The following is a 20,971-nucleotide window of genomic DNA, read 5'->3' as shown; positions in this document are numbered from 1 at the left end:
CTTTTTTATCGGTCACGCCAGTCGGCAGCTTTTTACAGTACCGCGACAATGGCTTCGCACAGCGGCGCCATATTATCCGGGGTCATGCCCGCCACGTTCACGCGACCAGAAGCCACGGCATAAACGCCAAACTCTTCACGCAGACGCAGCACCTGATCTTTGGTCAGACCGCTGAATGAGAACATCCCGTTCTGCTTGATAATAAAGCTGAAGTCACGGTTCGCGCCTTTTTCCTGCAAGGTATTCACGAACAGTTGACGCATACGCTGAATACGCTGGCGCATGTCCGTCAGTTCCTGTTCCCAGATAGCGCGCAGGGCGTCATTACTCAGGATAGTCGCGACGATGGACGCGCCGTGCGCTGGTGGGTTGGAGTAGTTAGCGCGAATGGCGGATTTCATCTGGCTAAAAGCGCGATCCACGGTTTCCGCATCGGCAGCCACGAGGGTGCAGGCGCCGACGCGCTCATTATATAAGCCGAAGTTTTTGGAGTAGGAGCTGGCGACAATGAGCTCTTTATGCAGCGCGGCAAAGGCGCGCAGACCTTCCGCATCTTCTTCCAGGCCGCGGGCAAAGCCCTGGTAAGCGAAATCGAATAGCGGCAGCCACCCTTTTTCAACGGAAAGCTCAGCCAGAACCTGCCACTGTTCCAGAGTAGGGTCAATGCCGGTTGGGTTATGACAGCAACCGTGGAACAGAACCACATCGCCGGCCTGTGCTTCGCTCAGGCTGGCTTGTAGCGCTTCAAAATCCAGCGTGTGATTTTCCGCATCGTAGTAAGCGTACTCCCGAACTTCCAGGCCGGCAGCGTTAAACACGCTTTTGTGGTTCGGCCAGCTGGGGTTGCTCACCCACACCCGTTTTACCGGAGTATTTTTTGCTAAAAAGTCGGCGGCAATGCGTAACGCGCCGGTACCGCCCGGCGTTTGCGCCGTGCGTGCGCGCTTATCGTTAATCAGCGCGCTGCCTTTGCCGAACAGCAGTTCCTGAGTGCAGCGAGCAAATTCCGGAATCCCGTCAATGCCGAGATAGTTTTTCGTCGTTTCATTTTCCAGTAAATACTGCTCGGCTTTTTTAACGCTGGTGAGCACCGGTGTTTTGCCGGTTTCATCTTTATATACGCCAATGCCAAGGTTAATTTTCCCTGGACGGTCATCGGCGCGAAACAGATCGGCCAGGCCCAAAATCGGGTCGGCAGGAGCGGCGGTTATGTTCTCAAACATGACGAGGTTCCATTATAGTTACAGAAGGGAAATCCGCTATCAGGTTAACGGCAGATTTACAAAATGCCAACCGTTAGCGCTAAAAAGCCCGCCTGTTTTTGAAAGACGCACATTTTCTCTAAGAGAGATAAAAAAACAGGACCGAAGTCCTGTTTTTGAGGCATAAAACAAAGGGGTCTGCTGATCAGAACTGGTAAGTAATACCGACAGCCGCCTGATCGTCGGTGCCAACGTAGCTGGAGCTGTAGTCGTTTTCGTCCAGCAGGTTGAAACGGTAGTCAACCCATACGTTCATGTTTTTGTTAAAGTAGTAAGTCGCGCCCGCCTGAATATATTTCGCCAGATCGGCCGAGCCGTCGGCGCCGTTCAACTGCTTACCTTTACTCTGCACATACGAGATTGCCGGACGCAGGCCGAAGTCAAACTGGTACTGAGCGACCACTTCCAGGTTCTGCGTTTTGTTTGCCATTTCCACGGTATCGGTAACCGTATTTTCAACAATGCTCATATTGCGGGTTTCAGCATATACGGCAGCCAGGTAGACGTTGTTTGCATCATATTTCGCGCCAACGGCCCACGATTCTGCGCGATCGCCATTACCATCGCGATCCTGCTGATCGTTAGTACGCTTGCTGTTGCTGTACGCTGCGGTGACGCCAAAGCCGTCGAACTCATATGCCATGGTGTAACCTACGCCATCGCCATTCTGAGAGTTAATGCTGTGGTTGTCCTGATTTTTACCCTGATACTGGATACCGAAAGAGAGACCGTCCACCAGACCAAAGAAGTCAGAGTTACGGTAGGTCAACAAACCGCCAGCACGGCTGGTCATGTAGTTATCAGTATAGGCGCCGCCCCAGGTTTCGCCGGAGAAGTAGGGGGCCATATCGGTATAGGATTCAACATCATAAACGATACCGTAGTTACGACCATAATCGATTGAACCCACTTCCGCGTATTTCAAACCCGCGAAAGCCAGACGGACCAGATTCGAGTTCTGCTGTTCGCCTTCAGCGCGGTCTGCTTTAGTACGGTATTCCCACTGACCGAAACCGGTCAGATCGGTGTTAATCTGCGTTTCCCCTTTAAAACCAATCTGGGCATAAGTCTGGTCGGCATTTTTACTATCGCCGGTCGTTGTCCATACGTGACGACCCACGGCTTTACCGTACAGATCCAGCTTATTACCATCTTTATTATAAATTTCTGCTGCGTTTGCGGTTGCAGCAGCCAGCAGGGCAGGGATCACCGCTGCCAGGATTTTGCGCTTCATCATTATTTATTACCCTCATTGGTTTTTTTATATGACACCTGCCACTGCCGTCAATAAATTCCGTCAATAAAACTTTACAGAAATATTGATGAGAGTTTGGTGTCTTTATGTGTCTGACAGGCATCTTTCCATTCAAACTAACGTTTCGCTACCGTGAAAGTGCTACAAAGATAAAGATTTAGTTTCAAAAGGAAAGAATATGTAAACAAATGTTATTTTTACGGAACTTTGTGAACAACGTCAAACTTCCCCTGAGTTATCGCTTTGATTTGATCGTTTTTCTTTTATATCTATGATTTTATTGCATTTATTTGTTCGCGACACCGTTGTGCCTGAAAAAGCAGCAGACGAGCTATTTCATAAAAATGGCCATTTAGAAGTCTGGATGTCTGAAATTGTGGTGAAAAATTGTGCTATTAGAGCAGAAAAATCTAATCCGCAATAAAATTAAGGATTAATTTTTATGTGTAAATATTTTCGTGAAATATACAGTAACAAGATGTGGTAATTCAGAGGGTTGTAATTAATTTTATTTACTTATTGATAATAAAACTGACATTCAGGCGAAAAAAAAGGCCAGCATAGCTGGCCTTGAGTGTGACGTAAAAATCAGAAGCCGGCGTTGCGTGGGGTCCGTGGGAACGGAATAACATCGCGCACGTTTTGCACACCCGTGACGTAAGCGATAAGGCGTTCAAAGCCCAGACCAAAGCCGGAATGCGGTACAGTACCGTAGCGACGCAAGTCGCGATACCACCAGTAATCCTCTTTATTCAGCCCCATTTCGGCCATACGGGCATCCAGCACATCCAGACGCTCTTCACGCTGGGAACCACCGATGATTTCGCCGATTCCCGGCGCCAGCACATCCATGGCCGCCACGGTTTTGCCATCTTCGTTAAGGCGCATGTAAAACGCTTTAATTTCTTTCGGATAGTTTTTCACCACTACCGGCGCTTTGAAATGCTCTTCCGCCAGATAACGTTCGTGTTCGGAAGAGAGGTCGACGCCCCAGAACACCGGGTTTTCAAATGTCTTACCACAGCGTTCCAGAATGGCGACCGCATCGGTGTAATCCACCTGAGCGAAGTCGGTAGAGACAAAACGCTCCAGACGAGCGATAGCGTCTTTATCCACGCGTTCGGCAAAGAACTTCATGTCATCCGCACGCTCTTCCAGAACCGCCTTGAAGACATATTTCAGCATGGCTTCCGCCAGACGGGCGTTGTCTTCCAGATCGGCGAATGCCACTTCCGGCTCCAGCATCCAGAACTCCGCCAGGTGGCGGCTGGTGTTGGAATTTTCCGCGCGGAAGGTCGGCCCAAAAGTATAGATTTTGGACAGCGCGCAGGCATAGGTTTCACCGTTGAGCTGGCCGGAGACGGTCAGGAATGATTCTTTGCCAAAAAAGTCTTTGTCAAAATCTACTCTGCCCTGGTCGTTACGCGGCAGGTTTTCCAGATCCAACGTTGAGACGCGGAACATTTCGCCAGCGCCTTCGGTATCGGAAGCGGTAATCAGCGGGGTAGAGACCCAAAAGAAACCCTGCTCATCGAAGAAGCGATGCAGCGCCTGCGCCAGAGTATGGCGGACGCGCGCTACCGCGCCAATCAGGTTGGTGCGCGGGCGCAGATGCGCGACCTCACGCAGATACTCAATGCTATGGCGTTTTGCCGCCATCGGGTAGGTATCCGGATCTTCTACCCAGCCTGCGACCTCTACTTTCGTGGCCTGGATTTCGAAACTTTGCCCCTGTCCCGGCGACGCGACAACCTTACCTGTTACTACCACGGAGCAGCCTGTCGTCAGGTGTAATACTTCTTCATTATAATTGGGCAGAGAATTATTAATGACAGCCTGTACAGGATCAAAGCAGGAGCCGTCATAAACGGCGAGGAAGGAGATGCCAGCTTTTGAATCTCGGCGGGTACGCACCCATCCGCGCACGGTGACTTCTTGGTCAACGGCTACACGGCCCTGGAGTACGTCGGCTACAGGCACAACGCTCATAATATTCTCTCTAGTTAATAGTCGGAAAAAATAAACACTTGTCCACCCGAAATGGGGGTATTCCTATGTTACCTGGCATCTGCAATCAGACAAGCAGAAATCGCATCTGGAAGCAGGTTTTCAGAAAGAAACCTGTAAAAAGTTCGCACCTGCTCGCGAACCATTGAGAATTTAGGCTGGTTTTGCAAGCTTTGCGCACGTTACTCGATCAGGACGCGCATCTCTTGCTTGGCGTTTTGCATCACGACAATCGTTTTAAAAGACTTTATATTGCCTGAGGAAAAGAAAAGCTCACGGGTAAGCGTTTCATATTCCGCCATGTCACGAACATTGAGCACCAGTAAAAAGTCGAAATCGCCCGTTACGTAGTAGACCTGCTGCACCTGCGGGCAACTGACAAACCGTTGACGAGCCTCTTCCAGTAAATTGAATCGCTCGTTTTCGATCACCACCTGCACCACAATCGTGACCGGGCGTCCCACTTTGCCAGCATCAATAAGGCTGACATTGCCTTTAATTATGCCCGCCTCCTCCAGTGCCGCGATACGACGATTCACTGCCGAAGGTGAAAGATTGACCTGTTCGGCGATTTCCCGCTGAGAAAGACGATTATCGCGCTGCAATAATGTCAGAATGTTTTTATCCCAGGCGTCAAGCTTCATATCGCAAATAACCTCTTTAATGTGATGACTATCACTGTGCGCAATTTTGCCGCGTCCAGGTCGTTAAAAAAAGGTGAAAATTGCACGACGATGGGCATTTTCGCGCCATTTAACAGCAATAAGCATAGTACTATCATAATCAGTGGAATAAAGAAAAGGACGTAATAGATATTGTGCGACTCTTTTATCAGTACGGTTTATTAAAGTGAGGATAACCACTACTACAGCCACAAAACGCGAGTTCTTTACTTGTTTCTACTCAATAATTGCCAAAAACATATTATTTCAATAAATAAACTTTAACAAAAGGTATCATTATGCATGAACTTATTAAATACCAGTTTAATACACGTCGGAAAAAATATGGTACAGGAGCGGCCTTAAGTTTGCTTAACGGAAATGTTGGGCGTGAGGTGTTAGCATTTCATAAAAAATTACCCAATTATGCCGTCACGCCGTTACATAATCTGGCGCATCTAAGCCGGCGGCTTGGACTAGGGTCCATCCATATTAAAGATGAATCCTGGCGTTTTGGTCTGAATGCTTTTAAAGGTCTGGGCGGCTCTTATGCTGTAGGAAAATATCTCGCTGATAAATTGCAATGTGATATTAACTCGTTAAGTTTTGCTGCCCTTAACACTCCTGAGATTAAAGAAAAAATTAAGGATTGTGTTTTTGTTACCGCGACGGATGGCAATCATGGCCGTGGTGTGGCGTGGGCGGCGGAGCAATTAGGTCTAAAAGCCGTCGTTTATATGCCTAAAGGATCATCGTTAATCCGGGCAGAGAATATTCGCCATCATGGAGCTGAATGCACCATCACCGATCTGAACTACGATGATGCAGTGCGACTGGCCCATAGAATGGCGCAAACAAAAGGCTGGGTGCTTTTGCAGGATACAGCCTGGACAGGGTATGAAGAGATCCCAACATGGATTATGCAAGGCTATATGACACTAGCGGTTGAAGCTTATGAGCAGCTCGCAGAAACAAACAGTCCGTTGCCAACCCATCTTATTTTACAAGCGGGGGTGGGATCGTTTGCTGGCAGTGTTATGGGTTATTTTGTTGAAAAAATGCAGGGAAATATCCCTAATATTATTGTGGTTGAGCCGCATCAGGCCAACTGTCTTTATCAATCCGCAGTTATGAATGATGGTCAACCTCACTGCGTCACTGGCGATATGGCGACGATAATGGCCGGGCTTGCGTGTGGGGAACCGAATATTATCAGTTGGCCTATTATTCGGGACAACACCAGTTGTTTTATTTCCGCTGATGACTGTCTGGCGGCTAAGGGTATGCGTATTTCTGCCGCGCCGCGTCCAGGTACGGATACGCCTTTTATTTCCGGCGAGTCCGGAGCTATTGGCGTAGGGTTACTTTATGAGTTGATGAACAATATGCATTATCAGGATCTTGCTAATCGCTTACAGCTTGATGCCAGTGCTCATGTTCTGCTTATTAGCACCGAAGGCGATACGTCCCCAGATATTTATGAAGATATAGTCTGGAACGGACGCAGTGCTTAAATATTACGACTAAAAAATTAGATAATAAAGGTAGCATGTAAAAAATGCGTTTTTTATACGTATAATAAACCTAATGCAGGAAGCAAGACTTTATAACAATATACCATTAAAACGGCATTTAGTGAGTAAGGGATGCTCCTACCCGCTGACTTTCCAGTTTAGTGTTGTTGGCAAAATTCAGGATTACGCTGAACTGGAAAGATTATTTCTGAGACTGAACGAATTAATTTAAATCCGAGGTCATTATGTTAGAGCAACTTTCACAACTCTTTGAATTTCTATGGGGTGGCCCATTATTTTTGTGTGTCATCGGCATTGGTTTTTATTTTACAGTACGCCTCAAATTTTTCCAGATTATTAATTTAAAAGACATTTACCGTAATACAATTGGTACACTTGCCGGAAAAAATAAACAAAACACTACTGGCGAGGTAGCGTCTAAAAAATCCTTAAAATCAATAGAGGTGGCTGCCACTGTGCTATCCGGCTCATTAGGCGCGGGAACGATCGCAGGTGTTGCTGCGGCTATTGCGGTTGGCGGGCCTGGGGCAATTTTCTGGATGTGGATCATTGCGGTCGTGGGTATGATGACCAAAATGGTTGAAGTGACGCTGGCGGTGAAATACCGAAGTAAAGGTGAGAATGGCGAATATTATGGCGGCCCAATGCATTATATTAAGAAAGGGCTCAATAAAAAATGGCATCCCCTGGCAGGATTATATGCGTTTGCATTAATGATTCTGGTTATTACGGATGCCTGTTTTGTGCAAACTAATACGATGGCGGCGGTCATTCACTATACGTTTGACATCCCAACAAGCGTCATCGGAGGATTTATTGTCATCGTAGGCGCGTTGGTTATTTTAAAAGGACTCTCCAGTCTTGGTAAATTCTGTACGATTGCACTTCCACCGATCACCATTGCCTATTTCATTGGTGCCGCTGGTGTAGTGGTATTGAATATCGAGGCTATCCCACAGGTTATAAAAAGTATTTTCTATTATGCCTTTGCCCCTGCGCCAGCAGCCGGTGGCTTTGTCGGGTCAACCATCATGATGGCCATCAGTAAAGGAGCCAGTCGCGGAATATTCACTAACGAAGCCGGCATGGGTACCTCGGCCACAGTACATGCTACTGCCAACGTGGATTACGCTTTCCGTCAGGGAATGTGGGGGGCAGTGGAAGTTTTTTTTGTCTCAATGATTACCTGTAACTTTACTGCATTTGCTGTACTTGCTTCTGGTATGTGGACAGACGCCAGTTATCAAGGTATTCAGATTATCTTTGCCGCCTTAAAAGAAACATGGCATCCGATTATTGTTCAGGTTCTCTGTCTCGGTGTGGCGTTGATTCTGTTTACTTCTTATCTTGGCTCATATATTAAATTTCGCACTTCGATAAACTATATTTTTGGCGATAAGCTAGAACGCATCATTAAATGGCTATATTTTTTGCCGCCACTGATTGCCGTTAATATGGAAATCCCGGTAATCTGGTTAATGGCTGATATTGCTGTCGGTTTTCTGGTTATCCCCAACGTAATTGCTCTGTTCTTGCTGCGTAAAGAATTTATTAGCGAATTCAATTTATTCAGAACGCGTACACAGCGGGACACTAATTCTGAAAAAACAACGCAAATTACGCACGTAAATATGTCGAAGAGTGAAGGGGAAGAATAGTCACCATCGCGGCCAGAACAGGTAAGATGGTCAGGAGAGTAACAAAGCGCCCACTTTCCGGGCGCTTCGCACAGGCATGGTTAACTTGCTTTACGCACCTGCGGGAGATCGAACGCTTTACGCAGCGCGCGCACAAACGCTTTATCATGACAGATCGTTTTACCGGGGCTGTCGGAAAGTTTAGCCACCGGCTTTCCGTTACATTCCACGAGTTTAATCACGATATTGAGCGGTTTTACCTGAGGGATATCGCAGGTCAGGCGGGTACCGATGCCGAAGCTTAACTGCACGCGAGACGCGAAATGGCGATAGAGCTCGACCGCCTTTTGCAGATCAAGGTTATCTGAAAAGACCAGCGTTTTTGTCAGCGGATCAATCCCCAGCTTTTCATAATGGGCAATCGCCTTTTCGCCCCATGCGACAGGGTCTCCTGAGTCGTGGCGTAACCCCTGATAACGGCTGGCGAATTCAATGCCGAAATCGCGTAAAAACGCATCCATTGTAATGCAATCTGTCAATGCGATACCAAGCTGGTCCGGATATTCGTTAAGCCAGGCGGCCAACGCGGCACGCTGGCTAGTCGCCAGGTCCGGACTGATTTGTTGATGCGCCTGGAACCATTCGTGCGCCTGAGTGCCCATCGGCGTCAGCGCCAGGCGACGCGCGAGATCATAGTTGCTGGTGCCGACGAACCATGACTCCTGCTGGAGACGTTTAACTATCGCCTGCTGCACTTCACGAGAGAAACGGCGGCGGGTGCCGAAGTCCATCAGGTGGAAGCGGGACATATCGAGATCGGCGGTTAACGCAGTGAAATCAACCAGCTTACTTTCCAGCGCGTCGAGCGCCTGATCAACGCCCGCGTTTGGCGAGCGGTAGTGATGAACCAGCTCACTGATCACGGCCAGCAGCGGCACTTCCCACATAATGACTTCACGCCACGGGCCGGTTAAGCGAATATGCAGCTTGCCGTTATCGTTGGTGACACAGACTTGATCTGGGTTATAGCGAAACTCGCGTAACCAGTTCAGATAATCCGGTTTAAAAAAGGGCAGGCCGGAGAGCCACTGGAACTCGTCCTCCTGGAGGCGCAGGTGCTGCATCGCGTCCACCTGCTCGCGAATAGCATCGGCATAAATACCCAGCAGGTCGTCGCCACGGCAACGAAACTCAGCCGCTACCTGCACATCATAGTAGTGGTGAAAAACGGCTTGCTGCATATGCAACTTATAAGCATCTGTATCCAGCAACGAGTGCAGAACAGGAGAAGCGAATTGTGTCATAGGTGCGCTGTTGCGTCCTCTCACGGGAGCGTTTAGTACAATAAACAACTAAGAAAACCGCTGGAGTATACCTTGTTTAGCGATTTATTGAACCCCGATCACACCATAAGCTGTCTTTAGGGTCGAGCGCATTTCGTGCCCCATGTTATAAAAATGTAGCAAATAGGCCGTTTGTGCCTGAAAAGATGAACATTCTGCGTAGCGCGATTTGCGCAACAGGAATAGACTGGAGTCGACACTCTACACAAAGATGCGAAAGGTTTTTTATGACACAACAGCCACAAGCCAAATACCGCCATGACTATCGCGCGCCGGATTACCAGATTACTGATATTGACTTGACCTTTGACCTCGATGCCGAAAAAACCGTGGTCACCGCAATAAGCCAGGCTGTTCGTCATGGCGCGCCTGATGCGCCTCTTCGCCTTGATGGGGAAGATTTAACGCTGGTATCTATCCACGTCAACGATGCGCAGTGGACAGCATATAAGGAAGAAGAGGGCGCGCTTATCATCAGCGACCTGCCAGAGCGTTTTACGTTACGCATTGTCAACGAGATAAGTCCGGCGGCGAATACGGCGCTGGAAGGATTGTACCAGTCCGGCGATGCGCTCTGTACCCAGTGTGAAGCGGAGGGCTTCCGCCATATTACCTGGTATCTTGACCGCCCGGACGTACTGGCGCGATTTACCACCAAAATTATTGCGGATAAAAGCAAATATCCGTTCCTGCTTTCCAATGGCAACCGTGTTGCGCAGGGTGAACTGGAGAATGGCCGTCACTGGGTTCAGTGGCAAGATCCGTTCCCGAAACCGTGTTATCTGTTTGCGCTGGTGGCCGGTGATTTTGACGTGCTGCGCGATACCTTTACCACCCGCTCCGGGCGTGAAGTCGCATTAGAACTGTACGTTGACCGTGGCAATCTGGATCGCGCGCCGTGGGCAATGACCTCGCTGAAAAATTCCATGAAATGGGATGAAGCGCGTTTTGGGCTCGAATATGACCTCGACATCTATATGATTGTCGCGGTGGATTTCTTTAATATGGGCGCGATGGAGAATAAAGGTCTCAATATCTTTAACTCCAAATACGTGCTGGCGCGAACCGATACCGCGACGGATAAAGATTATCTCGATATTGAGCGCGTGATAGGCCATGAGTATTTCCACAACTGGACCGGCAACCGCGTCACCTGCCGCGACTGGTTCCAGTTGAGCCTTAAAGAGGGGCTAACCGTGTTCCGCGATCAGGAGTTTAGCTCTGATTTGGGGTCACGCGCGGTGAACCGCATCAGTAACGTGCGTACCATGCGCGGTTTACAATTCGCGGAAGACGCCAGCCCGATGGCGCATCCTATCCGCCCGGATAAAGTAATCGAAATGAATAACTTCTACACCCTCACCGTTTATGAAAAGGGTGCGGAAGTCATTCGCATGATCCACACGTTGCTGGGTGAGGAAAATTTCCAGAAGGGGATGCAGCTTTATTTTGAGCGCCATGACGGCAGCGCCGCGACGTGTGATGACTTCGTACAGGCGATGGAAGATGCTTCTAATGTCGATTTGTCCCATTTCCGCCGCTGGTACAGTCAGTCCGGCACGCCGATTGTAACGGTAAAAGATGATTATAATCCGGAAACCGAGCAGTACACGTTGACCATCAGCCAGCGCACTCCGGCGACGGCGGATCAGGCGGAGAAGCAACCGCTGCATATTCCATTCGCCATCGAACTGTACGATAACGAAGGCAACGTCATTCCGTTGCAAAAAGGCGGTCACCCGGTCAACGCCGTGCTGAACGTCACGCAGGCGGAGCAGACATTTACCTTCGATAATGTTTACTTCCAGCCTGTTCCGGCCTTGCTGTGCGAGTTTTCAGCGCCGGTGAAACTGGAATATAAATGGAGCGATCAGCAGTTGACGTTCCTGATGCGCCATGCGCGCAATGATTTCTCCCGTTGGGATGCGGCGCAAAGCCTGCTGGCCACATACATTAAACTGAATGTGGCGCGTCATCAGCAGGGGCAACCGCTATCGCTTCCGGTGCATGTCGCTGATGCGTTCCGCGCAGTACTGTTGGATGAGAAAATCGATCCGGCGTTGGCCGCAGAAATTTTAACGCTGCCTTCGGCCAATGAAATTGCGGAGTTGTTTGAGGTCATCGACCCAATCGCCATTGCGCAAGTTCGTGAAGCGCTAACGCGTACGCTGGCGGCAGAACTGGCGGATGAGTTCCTTGCTATCTATAACGCCAATCATCTGGATGAGTATCGTGTTGATCACGGCGATATCGGTAAGCGCACGCTGCGCAATGCTTGCCTGCGCTTCCTGGCGTTCGGCGAAACGGAGCTGGCTAATACGCTGGTCAGCAAACAGTATCGCGACGCCAATAATATGACCGATGCGCTGGCGGCCCTGTCTGCTGCGGTGGCGGCGCAGTTGCCGTGCCGCGATACGCTGATGCAGGAGTATGACGATAAGTGGCATCAGGACGGCTTGGTGATGGATAAATGGTTTATCCTGCAATCCACAAGCCCGGCGGAAAATGTACTGGAAACCGTACGCGGCCTGCTCAAACACCGTTCTTTCAGTATGAGCAACCCGAACCGCATCCGTTCATTAATTGGCGCGTTTGCTGGCAGCAACCCGGCGGCGTTCCATGCGCAAGACGGTAGCGGATACCAGTTCCTGGTCGAAATGCTGACCGATCTGAATAGCCGTAACCCGCAGGTAGCATCTCGCCTCATTGAACCGCTGATTCGTCTGAAACGTTATGATGATAAGCGTCAGGAGAAAATGCGCGCGGCGCTGGAGCAGTTAAAAGGGCTGGAGAATCTTTCCGGCGATCTGTACGAGAAGATAACTAAAGCGTTAGCCTGACAGTATCCGTTATAAAGAGGTAAGACATGCCCGGTAAGCGTTAGCGCTGCCGGGCATTTTTTTGCCGGACGATGACGCTCGCTGGCGAAACGTGAAGTGAGAATGAAGGAAAACGATTGCTATTTATTGCCGTAGGTCAATTCCCTTTTGCTTTGTTATCGCCCATAATACGCCCCCGGTTTGCACACCGGGAATCCAGGAGAGTTCATGTACTATCCCTTCGTTCGTAAAGCCCTTTTCCAGCTCGATCCAGAGCGCGCTCATGAATTTACATTTCAACAATTACGCCGCATTACAGGTACGCCGCTGGAAGCGCTGGTGCGCCAGAAAGTACCGACAAAGCCGGTTACCTGCATGGGACTTACCTTTAAAAATCCACTGGGGCTGGCTGCCGGTCTGGATAAAGACGGGGAGTGCATCGACGCGTTAGGCGCGATGGGGTTTGGCTCCCTGGAAATCGGCACCGTGACGCCGCGCCCACAGCCGGGTAACGATAAGCCGCGTCTTTTTCGTCTGGTGGATGCTGAAGGTCTGATCAATCGGATGGGCTTTAATAATCTGGGCGTCGATAACCTGGTCGAGAATGTTAAAAAAGCCCATTTTGATGGTATTCTGGGAATTAACATCGGTAAAAATAAAGATACGCCTGTCGAAAATGGCAAAGATGACTACCTGATTTGTATGGAAAAAGTCTATGCTTATGCGGGTTATATCGCCATTAATATTTCTTCGCCGAATACGCCAGGGCTACGTACGCTCCAGTATGGCGATGCGCTGGACGATCTGTTAACTGCCATTAAAAATAAGCAAAACGATCTTCAGGCGATCCACCATAAATATGTGCCGGTGGCAGTAAAGATCGCGCCGGATCTTTGTGAAGAAGAATTGATCCAGGTTGCCGATAGCCTGCTTCGTCATAATATTGATGGGGTGATTGCGACAAATACCACCCTCGATCGTTCTCTGGTACAAGGAATGAAAAATTGCCAGCAAACGGGGGGATTAAGTGGCCGGCCATTACAATTAAAAAGCACAGAAATTATTCGCCGTTTATCCCAGGAGTTAAAAGGACAATTGCCTATTATCGGCGTCGGCGGCATTGACTCAGTTATCGCCGCGCGCGAGAAGATAGCGGCAGGAGCTACGCTGGTACAAATTTATTCCGGCTTTATTTTTAAAGGCCCGCCATTGATTAAAGAAATCGTAACGCACATCTAAACTTTACCCTTTATCAGACAACCAGGGCTTTATTTCCGGCGCTGGTTGTTTTATATTTCTCCACTGTTGCTTATTTAGACATTTTAGGCTTTTATTATTGGGGTAATAAACGAAGCGGCAAAAGGACAATGCTGTTACGAGTTGCTTAAAAGCGGGAGAGAGGTAATGCGAATTAAACCTGACGATAACTGGCGCTGGTATTATGATGAAGAGCACGATCGTATGATGCTCGATCTCGCCAATGGTATGCTTTTTCGCTCGCGCTTCTCTCGTAAAATGCTTACGCCGGACGCGTTTTGCCCGACCGGTTTTTGTGTGGATGACGCTGCGCTCTATTTTTCCTTTGAAGAAAAATGCCGGGATTTCGAATTAACCAAAGAGCAACGCGCGGAGCTGGTGTTGAATGCGCTGGTGGCGATTCGCTATCTCAAACCGCAGATGCCAAAAAGCTGGCATTTTGTGGCGCATGGCGAAATGTGGACCCCAGGAACGGGCGATGCCGCAAGCGTCTGGTTAAGCGATACGGCGGAACAGGTTAATTTGCTGGTCGTTGAGCCGGGAGAAAATGCCGCGTTGTGTCTGCTGGCCCAGCCGGGCGTGGTGATAGCAGGCCGAACCATGCAGCTTGGCGATGCGATTAAAATTATGAACGACAGGCTGAAACCGCAGGTTCACTGTCACAGTTTCAGCCTTGAACAAGCGGTTTAATTCTCCAGTCGTAACGCGGTCTTAGGCACGCAGCTACAGCTCAGAATCGTACCATCGTCACCCATAGCCGATTTTTTCAGCGGACTTACTTCGCCTTCCAGCAAACGTATCCGGCAGCAACCACAGATACCAGCCCGGCAAGAATACGGAATACGAATTCCCTGATTCTCCAACTGTTCCAGTAGCACCTGTTGATTATTCCCGCAGAAGGTTTGCCCCTGCCAGTCGATGGTTACACTCCCGTCCGGATGTTTCTCTGGCGTAACGCTGTCGTCGAGCGTTGTGGCGCCATAAGCTTTTGCCGGCGCTGTCGCCAGTATCTCCACCTCATCGCCGACGCGAATGACGCCGCTATTGCGGGCAATCAAATTCTGACCGAAATCCACATCGCCATTGTCCTGGGCGGTACGAAAAGCTTGCAGTGTCGCCAGCGGTTCGCCGGAAGGATGTTTTTGCCCCTTTTCAGGGCTGACGGTCGTAAAAATACAGCGGCTACAGGGCTTCACGACGTCAAAAATCACATCGCCAATGCGAAGCACTTTCCAGCTATCTTCCTCCCAGGCCGCTACGCCGGAAACCACTAAGTTTGGGCGAAATTGTTCCATTTGTACGCCTGCCGGACAACGCTGTTGCAGATCGCGCAGCGAGGCTTCGTTGGTCAATAAATACGGGTAGCCATCGGCAAATCCCAGCGGCACCGCGTTATGTCGTTTGACCCGGCGTGTCAACTGCGGCCCAACCCAGCGCAACTGGACATCGCGGGAGAAAAAGCCGCTCAACCATTGATTAATCGCCGTCGGGGCGACGCGAGCGGTAAAATGGTTTCCCCAGACCTCGGTCGGCGCATCCTGCGGGGTGAAATCCGTAAAGCGAACCAGCGCGCTACTGCCGTCTGGCGCGGTCAAATGGAGGCCGTCGTGTAAGGGAGAGGGGGTAAAACGTACCATTTGTGGAAACTGGCGGGCGGTAATAAATGTGCCGTCAGGCTCGGTCACCATGAAGATGCGATCAAAAGCCAGGCCGCTGATATCTGCCAGCGCATGAGTCAGGCCAATGCCGCGCATGGATTTGACCGGATGAATAAAGAGCCGTGATAACGTCGCCACCGTACAGTCCCTCAAATGAAAATAAGCCTTCAACTTTATGACATGGGCGTGAGATTAGCTATAATGCGCAACAATTTTCTTAGCGTAAAAGTGACAATATGAATTCTCTGTTTGCCAGTACGGCCCGCGGGCTGGAAGAGCTGTTAAAAACTGAACTGGAAAAACTGGGCGCCGTAGGGTGTCAGGTTGTTCAGGGTGGGGTCCATTTTCAGGGCGACACGCGGCTTATTTACCAGAGCCTGATGTGGAGCCGCCTGGCCTCGCGTATTATCCTGCCGATGGGTGAGTGCAAGGTCTACAGCGATCTCGATCTTTACCTCGGCGTTCAGGCGATAAACTGGACAGAGATTTTTAATCCTGGCGCGACGTTTGCGGTGCATTTCAGTGGCCTGAACGACACCATCCGTAATAGTCAGTATGGCGCGATGAAAGTTAAAGACGCGATTGTCGATGCGTTTACGCGGAAAAATCTTCCGCGTCCAAATGTGGACCGCGAATCGCCGGACCTCCGTATTAACGTCTGGCTGAATAAAGAAACTGCCAGCATTGCGCTGGATCTCAGTGGTGATGGCCTGCACCTGCGCGGTTATCGCGATCGCACCGGGCTGGCGCCAATTAAAGAGACGCTGGCGGCAGCGATTGTTATGCGTTCCGGCTGGCAACCCGGTACGCCGCTGCTCGACCCTATGTGTGGTTCGGGGACACTGTTGATTGAGGCCGCGATGTGGGCGACCGATCGCGCGCCGGGACTGCACCGTGGTCACTGGGGATTTAGCGGCTGGGCGCAGCATGACGAAACTATCTGGCAGGAAGTGAAAGCCGAAGCGCAGACCCGGGCGCGTAAGGGACTGGCGGAGTATTCCTCTCATTTCTACGGTTCCGACAGCGATGCGCGCGTCATTGAGCGGGCGCGCAGCAACGCCCGTCGCGCCGGTATCGGCGAGCTTATCACCTTTGAAGTGAAAGATGTGGCGCAACTGAGTAATCCATTGCCGAAAGGCCCGTATGGTACGGTGATCAGTAACCCGCCTTACGGCGAACGTCTGGACAGCGAACCGGCGCTGATTGCGTTGCACAGCCTGCTGGGCCGTACCATGAAAAATCAGTTTGGCGGCTGGAACCTGTCGCTGTTCAGCGCTTCGCCCGATCTGCTGGGCAGCCTGCAATTACGTGCCGACAAACAGTTTAAAGCCAAGAATGGCCCGCTGGACTGTGTGCAGAAAAACTATCATATTGCGGAAACCACGGCGGACAGTAAACCGGCGACGGTGGCGGAAGATTACGCTAATCGCCTGCGTAAAAATCTTAAAAAGCTGGAGAAATGGGCGCGCCAGGAAGGGATTGAATGCTATCGCTTGTATGATGCCGACCTGCCGGAATATAACGTGGCGGTAGACCGTTACGGCGACTGGGCGGTGATTCAGGAATATGCGCCGCCGAAAACGGTGGATGCGCAAAAAGCGCGGCAACGTCTGTTCGATATTATTGCGGCAACCTTGTCAGTGCTCGGTATTCCGCCGAATAAACTGGTGTTAAAAACCCGCGAACGGCAAAAAGGAAAAAACCAGTATCAGAAAATGAGCGAGAAGGGCGAGTTCCTTGAGGTCAGCGAATATAATGCGCGCTTATGGGTAAATCTGACGGATTATCTCGACACCGGTCTGTTCCTCGATCACCGTATTGCCCGCAGAATGCTGGGAGAAATGAGCAAAGGCAAAGATTTCCTGAATCTTTTTTCTTATACCGGCAGCGCCAGCGTACATGCGGGTCTGGGCGGCGCGCGCAGCACCACAACGGTGGATATGTCCCGTACCTATCTGGAGTGGGCCGAACGTAATTTGCGTCTGAACGGACTGAGCGGCCGCGCGCATCGCCTGATTCAGGCCGACTGCCTGGGCTGGCTGCGCGAGGCGAATGAACAGTTCGATTTGATCTTTATCGATCCGCCGACGTTCTCTAACTCAAAACGTATGGAAGAGTCGTTTGATGTTCAGCGCGATCATGTCGCGTTAATGAAAGATTTAAAACGCCTGCTGCGTAAAGGCGGCACCATCATGTTCTCAAATAATAAGCGCGGATTCCGTATGGATCTGGAAGGGCTGGCGGAACTGGGGCTTACCGCACAAGAAATTACGCAAAAAACGCTCTCCCCGGATTTTGCCCGTAACCGTCAGATTCATAACTGCTGGCTGATCCGCGCCGCCTGAAAGGAAAAGTAAATGTCATTAATCAGTATGCATGGCGCATGGCTGTCGTTCAGCGACGCGCCGCTTCTCGATAACGCAGAGTTGCATATCGAAGATAACGAACGCGTCTGTCTGGTGGGGCGTAACGGCGCCGGGAAATCCACCTTGATGAAGATCCTCAACCGCGAACAGGGTCTGGACGATGGGCGTATTATTTATGAGCAGGATCTGATCGTCGCGCGTCTGCAACAGGATCCGCCCCGTAATATTGCGGGCAGCGTCTATGACTTTGTCGCCGAAGGTATCGAAGAACAAGCGGAATACCTCAAGCGCTATCATGAGATTTCCCGTCTGGTGATGACCGATCCCAGCGAGAAAAACCTCAATGAAATGGCGCGCGTACAGGAACAGCTCGATCATCATAATCTGTGGCAGCTGGAAAACCGTATTAATGAAGTGCTGGCGCAGCTTGGACTCGATCCTAACGCCGCGCTGTCGTCGCTCTCCGGCGGCTGGCTGCGTAAAGCCGCGCTGGGTCGGGCGCTGGTCAGCAATCCGCGCGTATTGTTACTGGATGAACCGACTAACCATCTGGATATCGAAACTATCGACTGGCTGGAAGGGTTTCTGAAAACCTTTAACGGAACGATTATTTTTATCTCTCACGATCGTTCGTTTATTCGCAATATGGCGACCCGCATTGTCGATCTCGATCGTGGCAAACTGGTCACCTATCCGGGAAATTACGATCAATACCTGCTGGAGAAAGAAGAAGCGCTGCGCGTAGAAGAGTTACAAAACGCGGAATTTGATCGCAAACTGGCGCAGGAAGAAGTCTGGATTCGCCAGGGGATCAAGGCGCGCCGCACCCGTAATGAAGGGCGCGTGCGGGCGTTAAAAGCGATGCGTCGTGAACGCAGCGAGCGCCGGGAAGTGATGGGCACGGCGAAGATGCAGGTCGAAGAGGCGACGCGCTCCGGTAAAATCGTTTTTGAGATGGAAAACGTCGATTACCAGGTAGAAGGAAAACAACTGGTAAAAGATTTCTCCGCTCAGGTACAGCGCGGTGACAAGATTGCGTTAATTGGCCCGAACGGCTGCGGTAAAACCACGCTACTGAAACTGATGCTGGGACAGCTTCAGGCTGACAGCGGGCGCATCCACGTAGGAACGAAGCTGGAAGTCGCCTACTTCGATCAGCATCGCGCCGAACTGGATCCGGAAAAAACCGTGATGGATAACCTGGCGGAAGGCAAGCAAGAGGTGATGGTAAACGGTAAGCCGCGCCATGTACTGGGCTATTTGCAGGACTTCCTGTTTCACCCCAAACGGGCGATGACACCCGTCCGCGCGCTTTCCGGCGGCGAACGTAACCGTCTGTTGCTGGCGCGACTGTTCCTCAAGCCGAGCAATCTTTTAATTCTCGATGAACCAACGAACGATCTTGACGTCGAAACGCTGGAACTATTAGAAGAATTAATTGATGGCTATCAGGGCACGGTACTACTGGTCAGCCACGATCGGCAATTTGTCGATAATACCGTGACGGAATGCTGGATTTTCGAGGGCGGCGGCAAAATCGGACGTTATATCGGCGGCTACCATGATGCGCGTGCGCAGCAAGAGCAGCATCTGGCGACGAAACAGCCGATGGCGAAAAAAAATGAGGAAGTTATTGCCCCTAAAGCAGAAATTGTAAAACGTGGCAGTAGCAAACTAAGCTATAAACTGCAGCGCGAGCTGGAGCAGTTACCCGGTCAGCTTGAAGACCTGGAAGCGAAGCTGGAAGCGCTACAGGCGCAGGTTGCGGATGCGGCCTTTTTTAGCCAACCCCATGGGCAAACGCAAAAAGTTCTGGCCGATTTGAGTCAGGCGGAGCAAGAACTTGAGCAAGCCTTCGAACGTTGGGAGTATCTTGAAGGCCTGAAAAACGGGGCATAACGAAAGGAGCGCCTATGTGTGAACATCACCATGCTGCGAAGCACATATTGTGCCCGCAATGCGACATGCTGGTGGCTTTACCCCGCCTCTCGCATGGGCAAAAAGCAGCATGTCCACGATGCGGCGCAACGTTAACGACCGAGTGGGACGCGCCCCGGCAGCGTCCTACCGCCTATGCGTTAGCGGCACTATTTATGTTGCTGCTTTCTAACCTTTTTCCCTTCGTGAATATGAATGTCGCGGGCGTCACCAGCGAAGTCACGCTTCTGGAAATCCCCGGCGTCATGTTTTCTGAAGATTACGCCAGCCTCGGCACGTTCTTTTTATTATTTGTCCAACTGGTGCCGGCATTTTGCCTGGTGACTATTCTATTACTTGTCAACCGCGCCAGTCTGCCGTTGTCGGTAAAAAAAACGCTGGCAAGGATCTTTTTCCTCCTCAAATCGTGGGGAATGGCAGAAATATTTCTCGCCGGGGTGTTGGTCAGTTTTGTTAAGCTGATGGCTTACGGCGATATCGGCATCGGCAGCAGCTTTATTCCCTGGTGCTTATTTTGTCTCGTTCAACTGCGGGCGTTCCAGTGTGTCGATCGCCGCTGGTTGTGGGATGATATCGCCCCGCAGCCTGCACTGGCGCAGCCGTTAACGCCGGGGATTACCGGTATCCGGCAGTCTTTGCGTTCTTGCGCCTGCTGTACGGCGATCCTGCCTGCGGAGAGTCTCGTCTGTCCGCGTTGCCATACGAAAGGCTATGTCCGGCGTAAAAACAGTTTGCAGTGGACGCTGGCGTTATTATTTACCTCGATCATGCTTTATCTGCCCGCCAATATTTTGCCGATTATGATTACCGACTTACTGGGCTCGAAAATGCCGTCGACCATTCTGGCTGGCGTGATTTTGCTGTGGAGCGAGGGGTCTTATCCGGTGGCGGCGGTTATCTTTCTCGCCAGTATTATGGTGCCGACGCTAAAAATGATCGCCATTGCCTGGCTTTGTTGGGATGCGAAAGGCCACGGTAAGCGCGACAGTGAACGGATGCATTTTATTTATGAAGTAGTGGAGTTTGTGGGGCGCTGGTCAATGATTGATGTCTTTGTCATTGCCGTACTCTCTGCGCTGGTGCGTATGGGAGGGTTAATGAATATTTATCCTGCGATGGGTGCGTTGATGTTTGCTTTAGTCGTCATAATGACAATGTTTTCTGCGATGACCTTTGATCCGCGTCTGTCGTGGGATCGTGAGTACGAACCAGGCCATGAGGAGTCCTGATAG

At 50.6% G+C, this 20,971-nt stretch carries 14 protein-coding genes; 8 read left to right on the top strand and 6 right to left on the bottom strand.

Translation table 11 applies throughout. The annotated features are described in order from the left end of the window. Nucleotides 1-32: 32 nt before the first annotated feature. The 4 genes from aspC to ACLJNW_RS06485 form a co-directional block, all read right to left on the bottom strand. Nucleotides 33-1,223 (bottom strand): aspartate transaminase, encoded by a 1,191-nt coding sequence (gene aspC / locus ACLJNW_RS06500; protein WP_000462653.1) that lies wholly within the window; start codon nt 1,221-1,223, stop codon nt 33-35. A 184-nt stretch (nt 1,224-1,407) separates the two neighbouring features. Next, nucleotides 1,408-2,499: a porin OmpF gene (ompF, locus tag ACLJNW_RS06495; protein ID WP_000977709.1), complete on the bottom strand. Its 1,092-nt coding sequence runs from the start codon at nt 2,497-2,499 to the stop codon at nt 1,408-1,410. A 606-nt stretch (nt 2,500-3,105) separates the two neighbouring features. Further along, nucleotides 3,106-4,506: an asparagine--tRNA ligase gene (asnS, locus tag ACLJNW_RS06490; protein WP_023204242.1), complete on the bottom strand. Its 1,401-nt coding sequence runs from the start codon at nt 4,504-4,506 to the stop codon at nt 3,106-3,108. A 200-nt stretch (nt 4,507-4,706) separates the two neighbouring features. Beyond that, nucleotides 4,707-5,168: an Lrp/AsnC family transcriptional regulator gene (locus ACLJNW_RS06485; protein WP_000762343.1), complete on the bottom strand. Its 462-nt coding sequence runs from the start codon at nt 5,166-5,168 to the stop codon at nt 4,707-4,709. Nucleotides 5,169-5,485: 317 nt separating this feature from the next. On the opposite strand from ACLJNW_RS06485, the gene dpaL reads away from it, so the two are divergent. Next, nucleotides 5,486-6,700: a diaminopropionate ammonia-lyase gene (dpaL, locus tag ACLJNW_RS06480; RefSeq protein WP_024154819.1), complete on the top strand. Its 1,215-nt coding sequence runs from the start codon at nt 5,486-5,488 to the stop codon at nt 6,698-6,700. 245 nt (nt 6,701-6,945) lie between these two features. Beyond that, a complete protein-coding gene (locus ACLJNW_RS06475) occupies nt 6,946-8,379 on the top strand; it encodes an alanine/glycine:cation symporter family protein (protein ID WP_001524705.1) in 1,434 nt (477 codons plus the stop codon). Nucleotides 8,380-8,459: 80 nt separating this feature from the next. On the opposite strand, the gene pncB is transcribed toward ACLJNW_RS06475, so the two are convergent. Further along, the gene (gene pncB / locus ACLJNW_RS06470; protein ID WP_000191413.1) at nt 8,460-9,662 is read right to left on the bottom strand and encodes a nicotinate phosphoribosyltransferase; all 1,203 of its coding nucleotides are present in this window, start codon (nt 9,660-9,662) and stop codon (nt 8,460-8,462) included. A gap of 266 nt (nt 9,663-9,928) precedes the next feature. Here pncB and pepN point away from each other — a divergent pair, with 266 nt between their 5' ends. The 3 genes from pepN (at nt 9,929) to zapC (ending at nt 14,467) form a co-directional block, all read left to right on the top strand. Next, nucleotides 9,929-12,541: an aminopeptidase N gene (pepN, locus tag ACLJNW_RS06465; protein ID WP_000193787.1), complete on the top strand. Its 2,613-nt coding sequence runs from the start codon at nt 9,929-9,931 to the stop codon at nt 12,539-12,541. A gap of 207 nt (nt 12,542-12,748) precedes the next feature. Continuing rightward, nucleotides 12,749-13,759: a quinone-dependent dihydroorotate dehydrogenase gene (pyrD, locus tag ACLJNW_RS06460; RefSeq protein ID WP_000291723.1), complete on the top strand. Its 1,011-nt coding sequence runs from the start codon at nt 12,749-12,751 to the stop codon at nt 13,757-13,759. 165 nt (nt 13,760-13,924) lie between these two features. Continuing rightward, nucleotides 13,925-14,467: a cell division protein ZapC gene (gene zapC, locus ACLJNW_RS06455; RefSeq protein ID WP_001220671.1), complete on the top strand. Its 543-nt coding sequence runs from the start codon at nt 13,925-13,927 to the stop codon at nt 14,465-14,467. Here the strand turns inward: zapC and ACLJNW_RS06450 are convergent. Continuing rightward, nucleotides 14,464-15,573, bottom strand: a complete 1,110-nt coding sequence (locus ACLJNW_RS06450; protein ID WP_000224072.1) for a YcbX family protein — start codon at nt 15,571-15,573, stop codon at nt 14,464-14,466. The genes zapC and ACLJNW_RS06450 overlap by 4 nt on opposite strands. 98 nt (nt 15,574-15,671) lie before the next feature. Here ACLJNW_RS06450 and rlmKL point away from each other — a divergent pair, with 98 nt between their 5' ends. From rlmKL to pqiA, 3 genes are read left to right on the top strand one after another with little or no spacing between them, the layout of a single operon-like run. Further along, the gene (gene rlmKL, locus ACLJNW_RS06445) at nt 15,672-17,780 is read left to right on the top strand and encodes a bifunctional 23S rRNA (guanine(2069)-N(7))-methyltransferase RlmK/23S rRNA (guanine(2445)-N(2))-methyltransferase RlmL (protein ID WP_001086485.1); all 2,109 of its coding nucleotides are present in this window, start codon (nt 15,672-15,674) and stop codon (nt 17,778-17,780) included. Between the two features lie 12 nt (nt 17,781-17,792). After that, nucleotides 17,793-19,700 (top strand): ABC transporter ATP-binding protein, encoded by a 1,908-nt coding sequence (locus tag ACLJNW_RS06440; protein WP_024154818.1) that lies wholly within the window; start codon nt 17,793-17,795, stop codon nt 19,698-19,700. A 14-nt stretch (nt 19,701-19,714) separates the two neighbouring features. After that, a complete protein-coding gene (gene pqiA / locus ACLJNW_RS06435; RefSeq protein ID WP_000333152.1) occupies nt 19,715-20,968 on the top strand; it encodes a membrane integrity-associated transporter subunit PqiA in 1,254 nt (417 codons plus the stop codon). Nucleotides 20,969-20,971 lie beyond the last annotated feature (3 nt).

The sequence above is a fragment of the Salmonella sp. SAL4457 genome, from assembly GCF_046548235.1.
Taxonomy (GTDB): domain Bacteria; phylum Pseudomonadota; class Gammaproteobacteria; order Enterobacterales; family Enterobacteriaceae; genus Salmonella; species Salmonella enterica.
The sequence above is the reverse complement of the archived record's forward strand: the minus strand, read 5'-3'. Positions and strand labels throughout refer to the sequence as shown.